Annotated in this window: 12 protein-coding genes and 1 pseudogene; 6 read left to right on the top strand and 7 right to left on the bottom strand. The window is 55.9% G+C overall.

The annotated features are described in order from the left end of the window. Nucleotides 1-45: 45 nt before the first annotated feature. Complete coding sequence (locus tag FDX24_RS17100) at nt 46-1164, bottom strand: YbdK family carboxylate-amine ligase (RefSeq protein ID WP_048212346.1); 1119 nt, start codon at nt 1162-1164, stop codon at nt 46-48. 143 nt (nt 1165-1307) lie between these two features. On the opposite strand from FDX24_RS17100, the gene FDX24_RS17095 reads away from it, so the two are divergent. Continuing rightward, a complete protein-coding gene (locus tag FDX24_RS17095; RefSeq protein ID WP_137364659.1) occupies nt 1308-2012 on the top strand; it encodes a GNAT family N-acetyltransferase in 705 nt (234 codons plus the stop codon). A gap of 18 nt (nt 2013-2030) precedes the next feature. Here FDX24_RS17095 and entD read toward each other — a convergent pair whose 3' ends face one another. Both entD and FDX24_RS17085 read right to left on the bottom strand, forming a co-directional pair. Beyond that, a complete protein-coding gene (gene entD / locus FDX24_RS17090; protein WP_137364658.1) occupies nt 2031-2708 on the bottom strand; it encodes an enterobactin synthase subunit EntD in 678 nt (225 codons plus the stop codon). A 50-nt stretch (nt 2709-2758) separates the two neighbouring features. Next, nucleotides 2759-5050, bottom strand: coding sequence for a TonB-dependent siderophore receptor (locus FDX24_RS17085; protein WP_061067488.1), 2292 nt, complete (start codon nt 5048-5050; stop codon nt 2759-2761). A 252-nt stretch (nt 5051-5302) separates the two neighbouring features. Here FDX24_RS17085 and fes point away from each other — a divergent pair, with 252 nt between their 5' ends. The 3 genes and pseudogenes from fes to entF form a co-directional block, all read left to right on the top strand. Then, a complete protein-coding gene (gene fes, locus FDX24_RS17080) occupies nt 5303-6520 on the top strand; it encodes an enterochelin esterase (RefSeq protein ID WP_137364657.1) in 1218 nt (405 codons plus the stop codon). 30 nt (nt 6521-6550) lie between these two features. Then, on the top strand, nt 6551-6769 hold the full coding sequence (locus tag FDX24_RS17075; RefSeq protein WP_061067489.1) for an MbtH family protein: 219 nt from the start codon (nt 6551-6553) through the stop codon (nt 6767-6769). Then, nucleotides 6766-10644, top strand: a pseudogene (gene entF / locus FDX24_RS17070) (enterobactin non-ribosomal peptide synthetase EntF); the annotation flags it as partial. The gene FDX24_RS17075 and the pseudogene entF, both read left to right, overlap by 4 nt. A gap of 23 nt (nt 10645-10667) precedes the next feature. On the opposite strand, the gene fepC reads toward entF, so the two are convergent. The 3 genes from fepC to fepD are packed head-to-tail and all read right to left on the bottom strand — an operon-like array spanning nt 10668 to nt 13464. Then, entirely contained in the window at nt 10668-11471 is an 804-nt protein-coding gene (gene fepC / locus FDX24_RS17065; RefSeq protein WP_137364656.1) for an iron-enterobactin ABC transporter ATP-binding protein, read from the bottom strand. Further along, nucleotides 11468-12460: an iron-enterobactin ABC transporter permease gene (fepG, locus tag FDX24_RS17060; RefSeq protein ID WP_170973079.1), complete on the bottom strand. Its 993-nt coding sequence runs from the start codon at nt 12458-12460 to the stop codon at nt 11468-11470. Before fepG ends, fepC begins: the two co-directional genes overlap by 4 nt. Continuing rightward, on the bottom strand, nt 12457-13464 hold the full coding sequence (gene fepD / locus FDX24_RS17055) for a Fe(3+)-siderophore ABC transporter permease (protein ID WP_137364655.1): 1008 nt from the start codon (nt 13462-13464) through the stop codon (nt 12457-12459). Before fepD ends, fepG begins: the two co-directional genes overlap by 4 nt. A 109-nt stretch (nt 13465-13573) precedes the next feature. On the opposite strand from fepD, the gene entS reads away from it, so the two are divergent. Next, on the top strand, nt 13574-14809 hold the full coding sequence (gene entS / locus FDX24_RS17050) for an enterobactin transporter EntS (RefSeq protein WP_137364654.1): 1236 nt from the start codon (nt 13574-13576) through the stop codon (nt 14807-14809). 61 nt (nt 14810-14870) lie between these two features. Here the strand turns inward: entS and fepB are convergent, their stop codons facing one another. Continuing rightward, on the bottom strand, nt 14871-15827 hold the full coding sequence (fepB, locus tag FDX24_RS17045) for a Fe2+-enterobactin ABC transporter substrate-binding protein (protein ID WP_137364653.1): 957 nt from the start codon (nt 15825-15827) through the stop codon (nt 14871-14873). 188 nt (nt 15828-16015) lie between these two features. Between fepB and entC the strand changes: the two genes are divergently transcribed. Further along, entirely contained in the window at nt 16016-17191 is a 1176-nt protein-coding gene (gene entC, locus FDX24_RS17040) for an isochorismate synthase EntC (protein ID WP_137364652.1), read from the top strand. Nucleotides 17192-17195: the final 4 nt, after the last annotated feature.

Below are 17195 nucleotides of genomic sequence, written 5' to 3'. Positions count from 1 at the left end.
AAAAGCCATTGTCCGGGATCTCGTTGGTTAACGCAAACGTCGCGCTTAATGCCCCGCCCAGATCTCACAGTGTTTTTTCACCAGTCCACTCAGCGAGCCACCGTTTGCCACAAAATCACGCATGTGCCGTACCTCATTGTGACCCTTTTTCACCTGCTGATGTAAGGTGTGAACGGCACTCGCTGCCCCCACTTTTTCAGCCGACGCAGCGACAGTGTTCAGTAAGCGTAGCGTGTCATCCGCCAGGCAGTGGTGATCCCCGGTATTCACGTCGGTGAGAATTCCTTCCATACCAAAACGACAGGCCTGAAAACGGTTGAACTTGTACAACAGATAATCATTTTCCTGATGCCTGAATGGCCGTTCGGTGAGTAACCAGTGGGCGGTAGCCTGAATTAGCCCGGCTATGTTGAGGGCGTGCTCAAGGGTCAACGGGGTGTCCATCACCCGTACCTCTACCGTGCCAAAATGCGGACTGGGGCGGATGTCCCAGTGCAAATCTTTAATGCTGTCAATCATGCTGGTATACGCCAGTCGGCGAAAGAGCCTGGTAAATTCCTGCCAGTTGCTCACCCACGGCATCGGGCCATTATCGGGAAATCCGGAGAAAATGTTCAGCCGTGCGCAGGCAAAGCGTGTATCGGCAGCCTGCATATAGGGTGAGGCCGCAGAGAGCGCAATAAAGTGGGGGACAAATCGCGACAGGCCGTGCAGCAGGTAAATCGCATCGTCACCGTTGGCACAACCGATATGAACATGCTGACCGAAAACCGTTGCCTGCTGAATAAGGTAGCCGAAGTTCTCCAGGTTCCGCCGATAGCGTTCGTCATCACACACTTCCTGACGCTGCCATGTCTGAAATGGGTGCGTACCACCACCGCAGATTTCGAGGTGAAGCGTTTGGGCTGCGCGCAATACAAGGTGTTGTATGGTGGAAAACTGCGCGGCCGCCTGGTCAACATCGCAACACACCCCGGTCGCCATTTCCAGCATACTTTCGGTGATATCGTGCTTCACCTCGCCGACAGTGAGTTCTGACTTCACGGCGTCAATCAACCTGGACGCGTCCTGACTCAGATCGTAGCCCGGAGGATTGATTACCTGCATTTCCAGTTCAATACCTAACGTAAAGGGGTCTGAGACATGAAAATCGGGAAGTGACATAGTGTTCCCCTGAGCGTTGATTTTTAATCAGTATAGAAGGGCGGCGATTTTCTGTTCCGCGTGAGAAATCCCTGACCAGTGCTTTGAAGGTGAAATGGCGGGTGCTATAAATTGGTTTTTGCTTGCATAACAGGGGTTGAACAGTGCCAGAGATAAATCTGTATGGGCAGACGGTGGGAGATGCCCTGCCGGACTGGAATGGCGCAACTGCGCTGCCACGGAGTGTGCTTATCGGACAATATTGCCGTCTGGAGCCCCTGAATGCTGACCGCCATGCCGCCGATTTGTTTGACGCCTACGCGCAGGCACCTGACGAACGTGACTGGACCTGGCTTGCCAGCACGCGTCCGGCGAGCGTAGAGGAGGCCGTGCGCTGGGTCACGGGTAAATCAACGGATGCCACTTTGGTTCCCTATGCGGTGATTGATTTACAATCCGGGCGCGCCGTGGGGTTAGTCTCATTTATGGCGATCGACCTTGTAAATGGCTCGGTCGAGATAGGCCATGTGACCTGGTCGCCACGAATGAAGAATACGGTGCTGGGTACTGAAACCGTCTGGCTGTTGCTGCGCCAGGCGTTTGCGCTGGGCTATCGCCGCGTGGAGTGGAAATGTGATTCCCTGAACATCGCATCCCGACGTGCGGCGGAGCGTTTAGGGTTTATCCATGAAGGGCGCTTTCGCCAAAAGATGGTGCGCAAGGGCCGTAATCGCGACAGCGACTGGCTATCAATGATTGACGATGAGTGGTCACAGTGTGACGCTGTTTTGCAGCGTTGGCTGGCAGCGGATAACTTTGATGAAAAAGGGCGACAACGCCGATCGCTGGCGGCGTTTCAACCGGCATAGTGCGTTTTCCCTGACCACTCAAACAGAAAAGGCTGGCGAGTATGATGGCGGGGCCGGGCATAGGGTAATGATGTTTTCTTCACGCTGAAACCAGCTAACGTTAACGCTCAGCCCGGCGAGGCTTTGCGAAAATGACGGCGTGATTTGCAAGGTGATCTGCGTCGTGGTGAGAGCGATAACGTTGGCGCTGGAGAAGCCCGGAAGGTGCGTCAAGTGCGCTGAAAACGCCTTATACAGACTCTCTTTGGCGCTGAAGGCCAGGGTTAAGGCAAGTGGAAAGGGGAGTGACGCATGAAGCAAAACCTTTCTCTCAGTGTTGTCTATAATGCTGTCAGCCAGCTCAGCTGCGACCTGCGGCGAAAAAATAGCCTCAATATCCAGTCCGACGGGGTGGCGTGAGACGACAGCCAGTGCCGTTGTCGCGCTATGACTGATACTGCCAAAGAGGCCATGTGGCCACAGCGGTTGTCGCTGCTCGCCGATGCCGGGCACCGTTTTGATACCGTATTCACGTAAAGCATGTATTGCGGCGATACGTCCTGCCAGGTGCTCTGCTTTACGTTTACGTGCGCCAGCGGTTAGCTGGGCATGGTGAGGGAGCCAGAGCAGATCGTGCTCGTGAAAGCTGTTGGGATCAAATTCGATGATCTGCAGCGAATAGTCTGCGAAAGGCAACGATGTGTGTGTTGTACGCATGATTTTGTATCGTTTCCCTCTCCCCACCGGGAGGAGAGGGAACAACGCTATCAGAAGTGTGTATTCACGCTCATGAACCACGTACGACCCGGTTCGTTATAGGTGTACGCGCCAGCGCCCGCCATATAATTACCGGTAACGATATCGCCAGTGGTCTGGGCATTGCCTTCACGCCACAGACGTTTGTCAAAGACGTTATCCACGCCGCCGGTCAGGCTGACGTTTTTGGTCACGTCCCAGGTCGCGCTCAGGCCGACGATGCTGTACGGACTCACTTCTTGTGCCGAGCTGCCGGTTACCGGTTTACCCTGGTAATCGTATTTCTTCGGCTGCTGTTTGCCGTACCAGGTAAAGGTGGATTGCAGTGACAGATCTTCACGCGCCTGCCAGCTCAATGTTGAGTTCAGCGTGTACTCAGGAATAATCGACAGACGTTCGCCAGTCTCTTTATTCTTGCTTTGCAGCATGTAGGTGATGTTGTTGGTCCAGGTAACGGTTTCGCTAACCGGCACGTTCAACGTTCCTTCCAGGCCTTCCACCACCGCTTTAGGAATGTTTTCCCACTGATAGATATCGGTGTAGGTTGTTGTAGTCTTGCCCGTTGTAGCGTTTTTCTTGCTGATAGAGGTTCTGTCAAACGGTACCGTACCCGCTTCAATCTTGTTTCGGTAATCGTTGCGGAACCAGGTGACGCCAGCCAGCCAGCCATCACGTTTGAACTCGAGACCAATCTCTTTGTTGATGCTGGTTTCAGCTTTCAGGTCATCGTTACCCATCATGTAGCAGCCAATACCGCTGGCAGAACCGGTGGCATAGCAGCCCTGGCCTTTACTGTACAGAATGTAATTCGGGTTGAGTTGGTACAGGCTTGGTGCTTTATAGGCGCGCGCGATACCCATTTTCAGCGTAAAGTCGTCGCCCAAACCTTGAGACAGGTTCAACGACGGGCTCCAGTTGTCGCCCACAATGCTGTGGTGGTCGAAACGCAGACCCGGTGTCAGCATGGTGCTATCGGTCAGCTCCATGTTGTTTTCGGCAAACAAAGAGAAGATCTCGGCTTTCGAATATGGGCTGCGATCGGTGCTGCTGTAGCCTGGAATATTACCGCCCATAAAGGTCTGCGAGTTAGACAACATGTCCTTCATGCGCTGCTGGTTCCATTCAGTACCCAGCGTCAGGTTTTGATTGACCAGTAGATCCAACGGAATGCTGATCTCACTGTGCAGCATGACGTCATTCAGGTCGGCATCGACATATTTTTGTGAAGCAGTCGGGTCGAAGATCCCCTCTGTTCCACCGGCCAGACCTTCCGGCGTGCGAGAGTTCCGCGTATGTTCGTACTGCACCCAGTTGCTGGTGGTGACACCATTATCCCAGCCGCCGTTCCAGGTCAGCGAGTAGTTCTGACGGTACAGACGGTTAGTTTCTTTACCGTAGTTATCTTTCACCAACTGGTTAGTGTTGGTATTTTGCGTGTCACCTGCGTACAGGTTGCCCTGGCGGCTATAACCCGCTTCCAGTTCCAGTGACTGAAGTGGGGCAAAATCCCAACGCACAATACCGTTGATGTCTTTGTTGATCACCCCTTCACGACCGGCGGGTAAGGTATTTGAATATGTGCCGGTACGTTCTGACTGATGACCCTGGTTGATGTCCCATGCGTCGGCCTGGGTTTTATCGAGATTACCGTACAGACGGAAGCTGAAATCTCCGCCCATTGGGCCGTTCAGGCTAAAGTTGGTGCGTTTGGTCGAACCTTCGTCTTTGTGTTCCGGGGCATTGAAATAGGTATCCCAGGAGCCGTGCCATTCACTGCTGCCTTTTTTGGTGATGATATTCACCACGCCACCCGCAGCACCGTTACCGTAGCGTGCCGCGGCTGGGCCGCGCAGCACTTCAATACGCTCGATCATTTCCGGCGGCACCCAGGCGGTATCACCACGGGTATCACGCTCGCCGCGCCAGCCCTGACGCACAGAGTTGCGGCTGGTGACCGGCTTGCCGTCGATCAGAATCAGGGTGTTTTCCGGGCCCATGCCGCGAATGTCTATCTGACGGTTGTTGCCACGTTGACCGCTGGTTGAGTTACCGGTCAGGTTAACGCCTGGCATGGTACGGATGATTTCCGACACGTCGCGAGCCGGAGGGTTCTTACGGATTTCATCTGCGGTGATGGTCGAAACGCCTGGAGCCTGCAGGTTCTGCTGAGCGGCGGTGACGACGATGGTGTCTTCATGAGAGACGGCGGCGCTATCGGTTTTATCTTCTGCCATCGCGGGCAGGGCTACCCCGTAAATCCCTAAATTGACCAATAAGGCCAGTGAATGAATCTTGTTGTTCATTGTATGTCCTGCTTTCTTTTAGCCACGAGTACCCGTGTGCCGTTTTGGGCACCAGGCCTGATGTCGCCCGCATCTGCGTAAACCCCTCCGTTCCAGAAAAAGTACGCAGCGCCAGGTCGGTTTATAAGTGGTGAAAAACTGTGCGCGCTTCCCACAGCGCGTCAATACGCTATTGCAAATGCAAATAGTTATCAATAATATTATCAATATATTTCACGCTCAGATATAAAATTTCACAATAAACATGGGGTTATGGCGGTGACGACGTTAATGATGGGAAGCGAGGCGTGGTGGCAGTCGAAAAAAGGCCCGGAGTGGGAGCGTGAAGACAACGGAAATTATCGGGTAACGTTCTGGTGGCGTGACCCGCAGGGAACGGAAAAAGAGTCCGCCATTCGTCGCGTGTGGGTCTATATCACCGGCGTCACCGATCATCATCAAAATGCCGTACCTCAGTCGATGCAACGCATTGATGGAACAAATGTTTGGTGCTGGAGCATTTCCCTGAGCGCTAACTGGCGCGGCAGTTACTGTTTTATCCCCTCCGATCGAAACGATATTTTTGCCTCACTGGCACCGGGTGAAACACCCGATCGCAATGTGCTACGCGAAGGCTGGCGACAACTGCTGCCACAGGCTATTGCGGATCCTCTCAATACTCAAAGCTGGAAAGGGGGCCGGGGGCATGCGGTGTCCGCGCTGGAGATGCCAGATGCTCCCGTACAGCCTGGATGGGATCGCCCTGAAAATCCCGACTCGCCCGCAGTATGCCTGCAATGGCACAGCGATCGGTTGGGTAATATGCGCCGGGTGTGGATTTTCACCACCGGTGAAGCCAACCCGCAAGAACGTCCCCTGGCTATTCTGCTGGACGGACAATTTTGGGCACACAGTCTGCCTGTCTGGCCTGCGCTGACCTCACTCACTCATCGTGGCCAGCTTCCTCCCGCGGTATATCTCCTGATTGATGCCATTGATACGCCGCATCGCAGCCATGAGTTGCCGTGTAACGCTGATTTTTGGCTGGCAGTTCAGCAGGAATTATTGCCGCTGGTCAAAACCACGACGCCATTCACCGATGACCCGCAGCGTACGGTGGTTGCCGGGCAAAGTTTTGGCGGTTTGGCTTCGCTGTATGCTGGACTGAACTGGCCGGAACGGTTTGGCTGCGTACTCAGTCAGTCCGGATCTTATTGGTGGCCGCATCGCGGTGGTCATCAGGATGGCGTGATTATTGAACAACTGAAGGCCGGAACGGTAAGCGTTCAGGGTCTACGTATTGTGCTGGAAGCCGGGACCCGCGAGCCGATTATTTTTCGTGCTAATCAGGCGCTATTCGCCCAATTTCCCTCTGCACCACAGTCTATTTTCTGGCGTCAGGTTGAGGGTGGTCATGATGCGCTTTGCTGGCGCGGCGGCTTAATGCAAGGGCTGATGACGCTCTGGCAACCGCTCACCGACACGCTTTAACCGGACGATGTTCCACGACAGGAGTTGAGTATGGAATTCAGTAACCCCTTCGATAACCCGCAGGGACAGTTTTACATTCTGCAAAACCCACAACGTCAATTCAGCCTTTGGCCTCAGCAGTGCTCACTTCCTGCTGGCTGGACGGTTGTGTGCGAACCGCAGTCGCAGGAAGTCTGCCAGCAATGGCTGGATGCGAACTGGACCACGCTGACGCCAGCGAACTATGTCGATGTACAGGAGGCGCAATGACTCAGCGCTTACCTTTAGTTGCGGCCCAGCCGGGGATCTGGATGGCAGAAAAGCTCTCCACATTGCCCTCGGCGTGGAGCGTTGCACACTATGTCGAATTAACCGGTGAACTGAATGCACCACTGCTGGCAAAGGCAGTCGTGGCCGGTCTGGAGCATGCGGATACCCTGCGGATGCAGTTCACTGAGGATAACGGTGAAATCTGGCAATGGGTTGATCCTACGCTCACCTTTGCTGAACCTGACATTCTCGATTTACGCAATGAATCCAGTCCGCACGAGGCGGCACGTGCGTTGATGCGGGCGGATCTGCAACAGGATCTGCGCGCTGACGGTGGCAAGCCGCTGGTCTTCCATCTGCTCATTCAGGTGGGAGATAAACGCTGGTACTGGTATCAGCGCTATCATCACTTACTGGTTGATGGCTTTAGTTTCCCGGCTATTACCCGCCAGATTGCTGCAATTTACACAGCGTGGCTGCGCGGTGAATCCACGCCAGCCTCGCCATTTACGCCGTTTGCCGAGGTCGTGGAAGAGTATCAACAGTATCGTCAAAGCGATGCCTGGCAACGTGATAGCGCATTCTGGGCTGAGCAACGCCAACAACTGCCGCCGCCGGCTTCATTGTCGAACAAACCGCTGCCAGGTCGCTCAGCCAGCGCGGATATTATTCGCATGAAGTTAACTGCACCTGAAGGTTCATTCCGCCAGCTTGCGTCACGTATGCCAGATGTTCAGCGTGCGGATCTGGCGCTGGCGCTGGTTGCATTGTGGCTCGGTCGTTTATGCAGCCGAATGGACTATGCTGCCGGGTTTATCTTTATGCGCCGTATGGGATCAACTGCGCTTACCGCTACCGGACCGGTGTTAAATGTCCTGCCCTTTGGCGTGAGACTTGATGCAGCAGAAAGTCTCCCTGCGCTTGCGCAACGGCTGGCCGGGCAGATGAAGAAAATGCGCCGACATCAGCGCTATGATGCCGAACAAATTGTCCGTGACAGCGGGCGTGCGGCCGGGGCTGAGCCACTGTTTGGCCCGGTACTGAACGTGAAAATATTCGATTATCAGCTGAATATTCCCGGCGTACAGGCGCACACCCATACGCTGGCGACAGGACCGGTGAACGATCTGGAGCTGGCGCTGTTCCCGGATGAAAACGGTGGGCTGAGCATTGAAATTCTGGCGAATAAGCAGCGATATGACGCCGCTACGTTGGCGCAGCATGCCTCGCGTTTAATCGCGCTTATCGAGCAGTTTGCCGACAATCCATCGCTATGCTGCGGCGACGCCGAAATGTTGTTACCGACAGAACATGAGCGGCTGGCGAAGATTAACGACACGAGCGTGGAGATCCCGTCCACTACGCTGAGCGCGCTGGTGGCGCAACAGGCCGATAAAACACCGGATGCCCCGGCGCTGGCCGATGCCCGCTATCAGTTTAGCTATCGCGAAATGCGTCAGCAGGTGGTGGCACTGGCAAAACTGCTGCGCGAACGCGGTGTGCGCCCGGGGGACAGCGTGGCGGTTGCCTTACCGCGCTCCGTTTTCCTGACGCTGGCGCTGCACGGCATTGTCGAAGCGGGGGCAGCCTGGTTACCGCTGGATACCGGATATCCGGACGATCGTCTGCGGATGATGCTGGAAGACGCCAAACCTACGTTGCTTATCACCACTGATGAACAACGGATTCGTTTTAGCGGTATTCCTGGGCTGGAAAGCCTGTGCTACACCGCTCCGCTGCCAGAGCAAGATGACACACCATTCGCTTTATCACGACCAAATCATACGGCCTATATCATCTTCACCTCCGGATCGACGGGCAGACCAAAAGGAGTGATGGTGGGGCAAACCGCAATCGTTAACCGTCTGCTATGGATGCAGAATCACTATCCGCTGACGGCCGACGATGTGGTGGCGCAAAAAACGCCATGCAGTTTTGATGTTTCGGTCTGGGAATTTTTCTGGCCTTTCATTGCCGGCGCAAAACTGGTGATGGCTGAACCAGAGGCACATCGTGACCCGCTGGCGATGCAACAGTTCTTCGCGACGTTTGGGGTGACGACAACGCACTTTGTACCGTCGATGCTGGCGGCATTTGTGAGCTCAATGACGCCAGAAACGGCGCGGGAAAGCTGCTCCACGTTGAAACAGGTGTTTTGTAGCGGTGAAGCGCTGCCGGCAGAATTGTGCCGCGAATGGGAGCAACTGACCCACGCGCCGCTGCACAATTTGTATGGGCCAACCGAGGCGGCGGTAGATGTAAGCTGGTATCCAGCCTGGGGTGAGGAGCTCGCTGCCGTAACCGGCAACAGCGTACCCATCGGCTATCCGGTCTGGAACACCGGTTTGCGGATCCTCGATGCCATGATGCGTCCAGTGCCCATTGGTGTCGCCGGTGACCTGTACCTGACGGGGATCCAACTGGCGCAAGGTTATCTGGGGCGTCCGGATCTGACGGCGAGCCGTTTTGTTGCCGATCCCTTTAGCCCAGGCGAACGTATGTATCGTACCGGAGACGTGGCGCGCTGGCTGGAAAATGGTGCGGTGGAATATCTTGGGCGCAGTGATGACCAGCTAAAAATTCGTGGGCAGCGTATTGAACTGGGCGAGATTGATCGGGTGATGCAGCAACTACCAGATGTGGAGCATGCTGTTGCCCATGCCTGCGTATTCAATCAGGCGGTAGCGACAGGCGGCGATGCGCGCCAGTTAGTGGGCTATCTGGTGTCACAATCGGGTTTACCGCTGGATATTTCGGCATTGCGCGAGAGTCTGCGCGCAACCCTGCCTGCACATATGGTACCGACAGTGCTGCTGCAACTGGCGGAGCTCCCGCTCAGCGCCAACGGCAAGCTGGATCGTAAAGCGTTACCAATGCCACAACTGACGTCACGTCAGGAAGGGCGGGCGCCGCGAGCAGGGACTGAAACCACTATTGCTCAGGCGTTCACGGCCTTGCTGGGCTGCGAGGTCAATGATGTTGAAGCGGATTTCTTTGCGCTTGGCGGGCATTCGCTGCTGGCGATGAAGCTGGCCGCGCAGTTGAGCCGCATTTTTGCGCGCCAGGTAACGCCTGGGCAGATTATGGTGGCCTCGACCGTCGAACAGCTCAGCGCATTGCTGGATAGCAATGATGACGAGCAGTCGCAACGGCTGGGATTTGAAACGCTGCTGCCGCTGCGTGAAAGCGATGGTCCTGTGTTGTTCTGCTTCCATCCGGCATCGGGTTTCGCCTGGCAGTTTAGCGTGTTGTCACGCTATCTTCCTCCACAGTGGTCGATTATGGGTATCCAGTCACCGCGACCGGATGGCCCGATGCAGACAGCAGAAAACCTGGATGCGGTGTGCGAACAGCACCTGGCAACGTTACTTCGTCAGCAACCTCATGGACCTTATTATCTGATTGGGTACTCGTTGGGCGGTACGCTGGCGCAGGGCATTGCTGCCCGATTACACTCGCGTGGAGAAACGGTCGCGTTTCTCGGCCTGCTGGATACCTGGCCGCCGGAAACGCAAAATTGGTCGGAAAAAGAGGCCAATGGACTCGACCCGGAAGTGTTGGCGGAAATTGATCGTGAGCGGGAGGCGTTTCTGACTGCTCAGCAGGGCAATGCATCCGACGCATTGTTTAGCGCCATTGAAGGTAACTACGCCGATGCGGTTCGACTGCTGAGTACGGCACATAGCGTACCTTTTGCGGGACACGCGACGCTGTTTGTTGCTGAACGCACGTTACCGCCAGGAGTCAGCCCGGAACGCAGTTGGTCGCCGTGGATTTCCAGTCTGGATATTTATCGCCAGGACTGCGCGCACGTTGATATCATTACGCCAATGGCTTTCGAGAAGATTGGGCCAGTCATGCGTGACTTGCTCAACGACCTCTGCGGAGGTGGCGCGATTTACCTGTTTGCAGTGCGTCCTAACGGAACCACTAACGGCGTTCCGGCAACCGGATCGTCGATAATCATACACCGTAGCCCATAGATTTTTTCAATGAGCTCTGCCGTGACAATCTCTTTCGGCGCACCCTCGGCGACGATCTTTCCATCACGAAGTGCAATCAGATGGGTGGCATAGCGACACGCCTGATTCAGGTCGTGCAGAACGGCGGCCAGCGTGTAACCTTTCTCCCGGTTTAGCTCACTCAACAGCTCCAGCAGATCAATCTGATGGCTGATATCCAGCCAGGTGGTCGGTTCGTCGAGCAGCATAATCGACGTTTCTTGTGCCAGCACCATCGCTATCCACGCGCGTTGGCGTTGACCGCCGGAGAGGGTATCCACACTTTGCGCCGCCAGATGCGTGATCCCCGTGGCCTGCATCGCGTGGGTTACCGCGATTTCATCTTCTTTACGCCAGCGGGTAAATAAAGGTTGATGTGGATAACGCCCACGAGCAACCAGCTCCTGCACGGTAATATCGCCCGGCGTGGTGGCATTTTGCGCCAGCAGACCAATTCTGCGTGCGACCTCTTTACTGGGGTAATGTTGAATATGTTCGCCATCGAGCCAGACTTTGCCGTGCGCGGGCGTCATCAGACGACTCAATGTACGTAGCAGCGTGGACTTTCCACAACCGTTGGGGCCAATAATGGCAGTGAAGTGACCATCGGGGATCGAGACATTAAGGTCTTCTGCCACGGTAAACTTGCCATAACCCAGCGTTAACTGGTCGCCACGCAAACGGGCTACTGATTCGGTCATTTTTTGCGGGACTCCTGAATTAACAAGACGATAAGGTAAATACCGCCGAGGCTTACGGTGACAACGCCAACCGGAAGCTGATAAGGCATAAATAGCTGCTGAGCGCATAAATCGGCCATCAGCAGTAGCAGGGCGCCGCACAGCGCCGACTGCGTTAATCCCCAACGTGCCGTGCCGCTAAGCCGACGCGCGATGTGTGGGGCAACCAGGGCAATAAACGAGATAGGTCCTGCCAGTGCGGTGGCGGCGGCGGTCAGCACAACGGCGACCAGCATCATCATTAAACGTGAACGCTCTACTCTGACTCCAAGCGCGCAGGCGCTGTCATCACCCATTTCCAGTAAACGCAGGCGGCGTACCAACAGCGCGGCGCACCCCAGCATCACGATAATTAGCGGCGCAGAAGGCCAGGTCTTCGCCCAGGTCAGACCGTTGAGCGATCCGGCGTTCCACAGCCCGGCGGTCAGCGCGGTTTCTAAGGACGCCTTCAGCAGCAGCCAGGTGTTGAAGGCCACCAGCATAGCGCGAATGCCGATCCCGATGATGATCAGCCGGAAGGTGTCGATGCCGTTGCGCCAGGCCAGCGCCCAGACCACCAGAGAAGTCAGGATCCCACCGAGCATTGCCGCCAGCGCGATGGCGGTAAGATGCTGACCAAACAGCACCATTGCCACCAGTACGCCGCTCCAGGCACCGGTATTGAAGCCCATCACGTCCGGGCTACCCAGCGGGTTACGCATCAATGACTGGAATATCGCGCCGCTAACGCCCAGCGCCGCGCCAATCAGCAGCGCCATCAACACGCGTGGTAATCGCCACTCGGTCACCACCAGAGTAATGCTACGCGGTGCATCACCGAACAGGGCGGCAATAATTTGCGGGGTCTCGAGCATAACGGCACCGCTACGCAGGCTCCACAATCCAACGGCCAGGCAACCGACGACCAGCAGCAGACAACTGACAATCAGGCGACGGGAGAGGTGCATCATGCGCCACCTCCGCGCTGTTTACGGCGTACCAGGACGATGAGAACCGGCGCGCCGATAAACGCGCTGACGACCGAGACGCGCAGCTCGCCGGGCACAATCAGACGACCGATGATATCGGCAATCAACAGCAGAGAAGGGGTGGCCAGCAGAGTGACGGGCAGCGACCAGCGATGATCTGCGCCCACCAGCCAGCGTGCCATATGCGGCATCATCAGGCCGATAAAGGCGATAGGGCCGACGATGGCGGTCGCACTTCCGCACAGTACGGTAATCACCAACAGGCCAATAAACTGGGTACGCGCAACTTTGCTCCCCAACGCCGTTGCGGTGTCGCTTCCCAGACTGAGGCTATTCAGAGCACGGCTGAGGAACAGCGCGACAGCACCGGCAATCAGGACCGGGATCAGCACGACTTTCAGCGTCTGCAGGCTGCGGATATCCAGTGAACCGGCTTGCCAGAAACGCAACTGGTCGTAGACGTCCGGGTTGAGCAGGGCGATGCCTGTGGATAATCCTTCCAGAACAGCACCCAGCGCAACACCGGCCAATGTCAGACGTACCGGGCTGAGCTGTCCACCGCCCTGACTGCCGGTAAATGCCACGATCAGCGACGCGACCAGCGCACCGGCAAAAGCCATCAGCAGTTGTTCTTGCGCAGAGGAGAAGCCGAACAGCGCGGCACCCAGCACAATAGCAAAGCTGGCACCAGAGTTGACGCCCAGAATACCGGGATCGGCGAGAGGGTTTCGCGTGAGCGTTTGCATCAGCGCACCCGCCAGGCCCAGTGCACCACCTGCGAGGAGCCCTGCCAGCGTACGCGGGAGTCGCGCATCCAGCACGATGGTGCAATCGGCGCTTTGACAACTGCCGGTGAGTGCATCAAATACCACGGAGGTGGGCAGCGACTTTGCGCCAATAACCAGACTTAATGCCGTGGTGAGAACAAGTAGTAACAACAGTCCGGGCACGGCGAAGGCGCGTGTCACGGAAATAGAGCATGACATATCAACTTCCCTGATAATGATAGTAATTATCGTTATCGATCTTATTTGGATATGTTAGCATGTGCAGCCATTGAATGGATATTGAAAAAGTACCTGGTAAGGCTCTGTAATGAATCGACAATCCTGGCTGCTTAATCTCAGCCTGTTAAAGACCCATCCTGCATTTCGCGCCGTCTTCCTCGCCCGTTTTATTTCCATTGTCTCTCTGGGGCTATTGGGGGTTGCGGTCCCGGTACAGATCCAGATGATGACGCAGTCGACCTGGCAGGTCGGTTTGTCGGTTACGCTGACCGGGAGCGCCATGTTTATTGGTCTGATGGTGGGCGGCGTACTGGCCGATCGCTATGAGCGCAAAAAGGTGATCCTGCTGGCTCGCGGAACCTGTGGGATCGGTTTTATTGGCCTGTGTCTGAACGCGTTGCTGCCCGAACCGTCGTTGCTGGCTATCTATATTCTTGGTTTATGGGATGGCTTTTTCGCCTCGCTGGGTGTCACTGCGTTGCTGGCGGCGACGCCGGCGCTGGTCGGGCGTGAAAATCTGATGCAGGCCGGGGCGATTACCATGCTGACTGTGCGTCTGGGATCGGTGATTTCGCCAATGCTTGGTGGGGTGTTGCTGGCGACCGGTGGCGTGGCCTGGAACTACGGCCTGGCGGCGGCGGGTACATTTATTACCTTGCTGCCGTTGTTGAGCCTTCCCGCGTTACCGCCTCCGCCGCAGCCGCGCGAGCATCCTCTGAAATCGCTGCTGGCAGCATTTCGCTTTCTGCTTGCCAGCCCGCTGATTGGCGGCATTGCGCTGCTTGGCGGTCTGTTAACCATGGCGAGCGCCGTGCGCGTGCTGTATCCGGCACTGGCGATAAACTGGCAGATGTCGAGCGCACAGATTGGGTTACTGTATGCGGCTATTCCCCTGGGCGCGGCCATCGGGGCTTTAACCAGTGGGCAACTGGCACACAGCGTGCGTCCGGGTCTGATTATGCTGGCATCAACTGTGGCCTCTTTCCTGGCTATCGGTCTGTTTGGCTTGATGCCGGTCTGGCAGCTTGGTGTGGTTTGTCTGGCGCTGTTTGGCTGGCTGAGTGCGGTCAGTTCTTTGTTGCAGTACACCCTGTTACAGACGCAGACGCCGGAAGCGATGCTCGGGCGAATTAACGGTTTGTGGACCGCACAGAACGTCACCGGCGATGCGATTGGCGCGGCGCTGTTAGGGGGGCTGGGGGCGATGATGACGCCTGCGGCCTCGGCAAGCGTCAGTGGGTTTGGGTTGGTGATTGTCGGTCTTTTACTGCTGCTGTTGTTGGGAGAAGTGCGCCGATTCCGGCAAGTTCCCGTGAATGTCTGATCGCGTTATGCTCTACGGATTGTAGGCCGGATAAGGCGTTAGCCGCATCCGGCACTGACCATTAAAACAGAGCCGACAGACGTTGCAGCAGCAGCGTTGCGCTGTAGTAGTCGAGACGGAAGGTTTCCGTGCCCAGCGCATAAACGCGTTTGTTTTGCACAGCAGGCAGATGCGCCAGCAGTGGATTAGCGTAAATCGCATCGGCATCTTTGCTGTCGCCTGCAAACAGGAACAGCGCTTCGCCATTCAGACCCGCCGCCAGGTTTTCACCACCAAGCTGGATAATATCGTGACGTTTACCCTGGCTCTGGCTGGTATGTAGTCCGGCAGGTAGTGGTGCCAGCGTGAAACCGAGCTGTTCCATCAGCTTGCCTTGCGCGGACTCCGGCGTCCACAGGTTGGAGCTGTGTGCGGCTGCGGTATACACCAGCGCACTGACTGGCTGTGGCGGCAGGGTGATACGTTGCTTTACCGCGAGCAGTTGCTTATCAAACTCAGCAATACGCGCCGCTGCCTGTTGCTCCTGCCCGGTGATTTCACCTAATTGTGTCAGCAGTGACTGCCAGCTTTTGTCGTCGTAATTAATGATAAGCGTAGGGGCTATGGTGGACAGTTGATCGTACAGTGCAAGCGCGGAATCTCCCCCGGTGGCGCTGACCAGAATCAGATCCGGCATTTGTGCTGCAACGGCTTCGGCGCTCGGCTCGCCAATATACAGGCGGCTCAGTTTGCGTTCTTTGGCGACGTCGCTCCACTGGCGTAAAAAGCCCTGAGCATCACCAATACGGTTATTCGGTGTCGTGGCACCGCTGGCAATGATAGGCGCATCAATAGCGAGCAGAGAACCGGTGAGCGTGACGCTGGTGGACACAATGCGCAGTGGCTTATGTTCCAGCGTGTGCGTGCCGCGGCTGTCGGTAACCTGGCGTGGCCAGTCAGCGGCATGGCTTAAAGAAATTCCTGAAATAACGAGTCCAACCAGTAACAGCGCAGTGCGGTAAAACGCGGAAAATCTCACAAATAAGCTTCCTGTTATCAACGTGGTTAATGCTTCTCATTTTCATTGTTACGCGTCAGGGATGCAAGCCTAAGTCGCACATTGTGTTACCACAAGAGTTGACATACTGACGCTTTGCTTTTAGGTTAGCGACCGAAAATATAAATGATAATCATTATTAAAGCCTTTATCATTTTATGGAGGATGATATGGACACGTCACTGGCCGAGGAAAAAACGCAGACTATGGCAACTCTCGCTCCCGACAGTTTTTTCTTTATGTCGCCGTATCGTAGTTTTACGACGTCAGGATGCTTCGCCCGCTATGCGGAACCGGCAATTGATGGTGATTCACCAGACAGCCCTTTCCAACAGAAAATGCACGCACTGTTTGTGCAGGCCAAATCGCAGGGCATCGCAAACCCCATTATGGTAGGGGCCATTCCTTTTGACACCCGCCAGCCCTCGTCGCTGTTTATTCCTAAATCATGGCAAAGCTTCTCACGCACGGCAAAGCAGCAATCAGCACGTTACTTTACTGCCCATCAGTCGCTGAATGTCGTTGAGCGTAAATCGATTCCTGAGCAGGATTTTTTCGAAGATATGGTCGCCAGAGCAGCGGCGCTGACGGCAACCCCGGAAGTCGACAAAGTGGTGCTGTCTCGCCTGATTGATGTGACCGCCGACGCCAATATCGACAGTGGTGCGCTGCTGGAGCGGCTGGTAGCGCAAAACCCGGCAAGCTACAACTTCCATGTGCCCATCGACGATGGTGGTGTACTGATCGGCGCCAGCCCGGAATTGCTGTTACGCAAAGAAGGCGACCATTTCAGTTCGCTGCCGCTGGCGGGATCTGCGCGTCGCCAACCGGACGATGTTCTGGACCGGGAGGCTGGGATCCGTCTGTTAGCTTCCGAGAAAGATCGCCATGAACACGAACTGGTCACCCAGGCGATGAAAGCGGTTCTGCGCGATCGCAGCAGTGAGTTGCAACTTCCTTCGTCTCCGCAACTGGTCACCACGCCCACGCTCTGGCATCTCGGTACCCCGTTTGAAGGTAAAGCCAATGCCCAGGAAAACGCACTGACGCTGGCTTGTCTGCTGCATCCAACACCGGCGCTAAGTGGCTTCCCGCATCAGGTCGCACGTAAACTTATCGCCGAACTGGAGCCGTTCGATCGCGAACTTTTCGGCGGCATTGTTGGCTGGTGTGATTCGCAGGGCAACGGCGAATGGGTCGTGACGATCCGCTGTGCGAAACTGCTGCGTAATCAGGTACGTTTTTTCGCCGGAGCCGGCATTGTGCCCGCCTCGTCACCGATTGCGGAGTGGCGTGAAACAGGTGCCAAGCTATCCACCATGTTGAATGTTTTTGGACTGCATTAAGCGC

Source organism: Citrobacter sp. wls716, assembly GCF_005280975.1.
GTDB classification, from domain to species: Bacteria; Pseudomonadota; Gammaproteobacteria; order Enterobacterales; family Enterobacteriaceae; genus Citrobacter; species Citrobacter youngae.
Note: the sequence above shows the minus strand (reverse complement) of the source record. Positions and strands in the feature narration are given on the sequence as shown.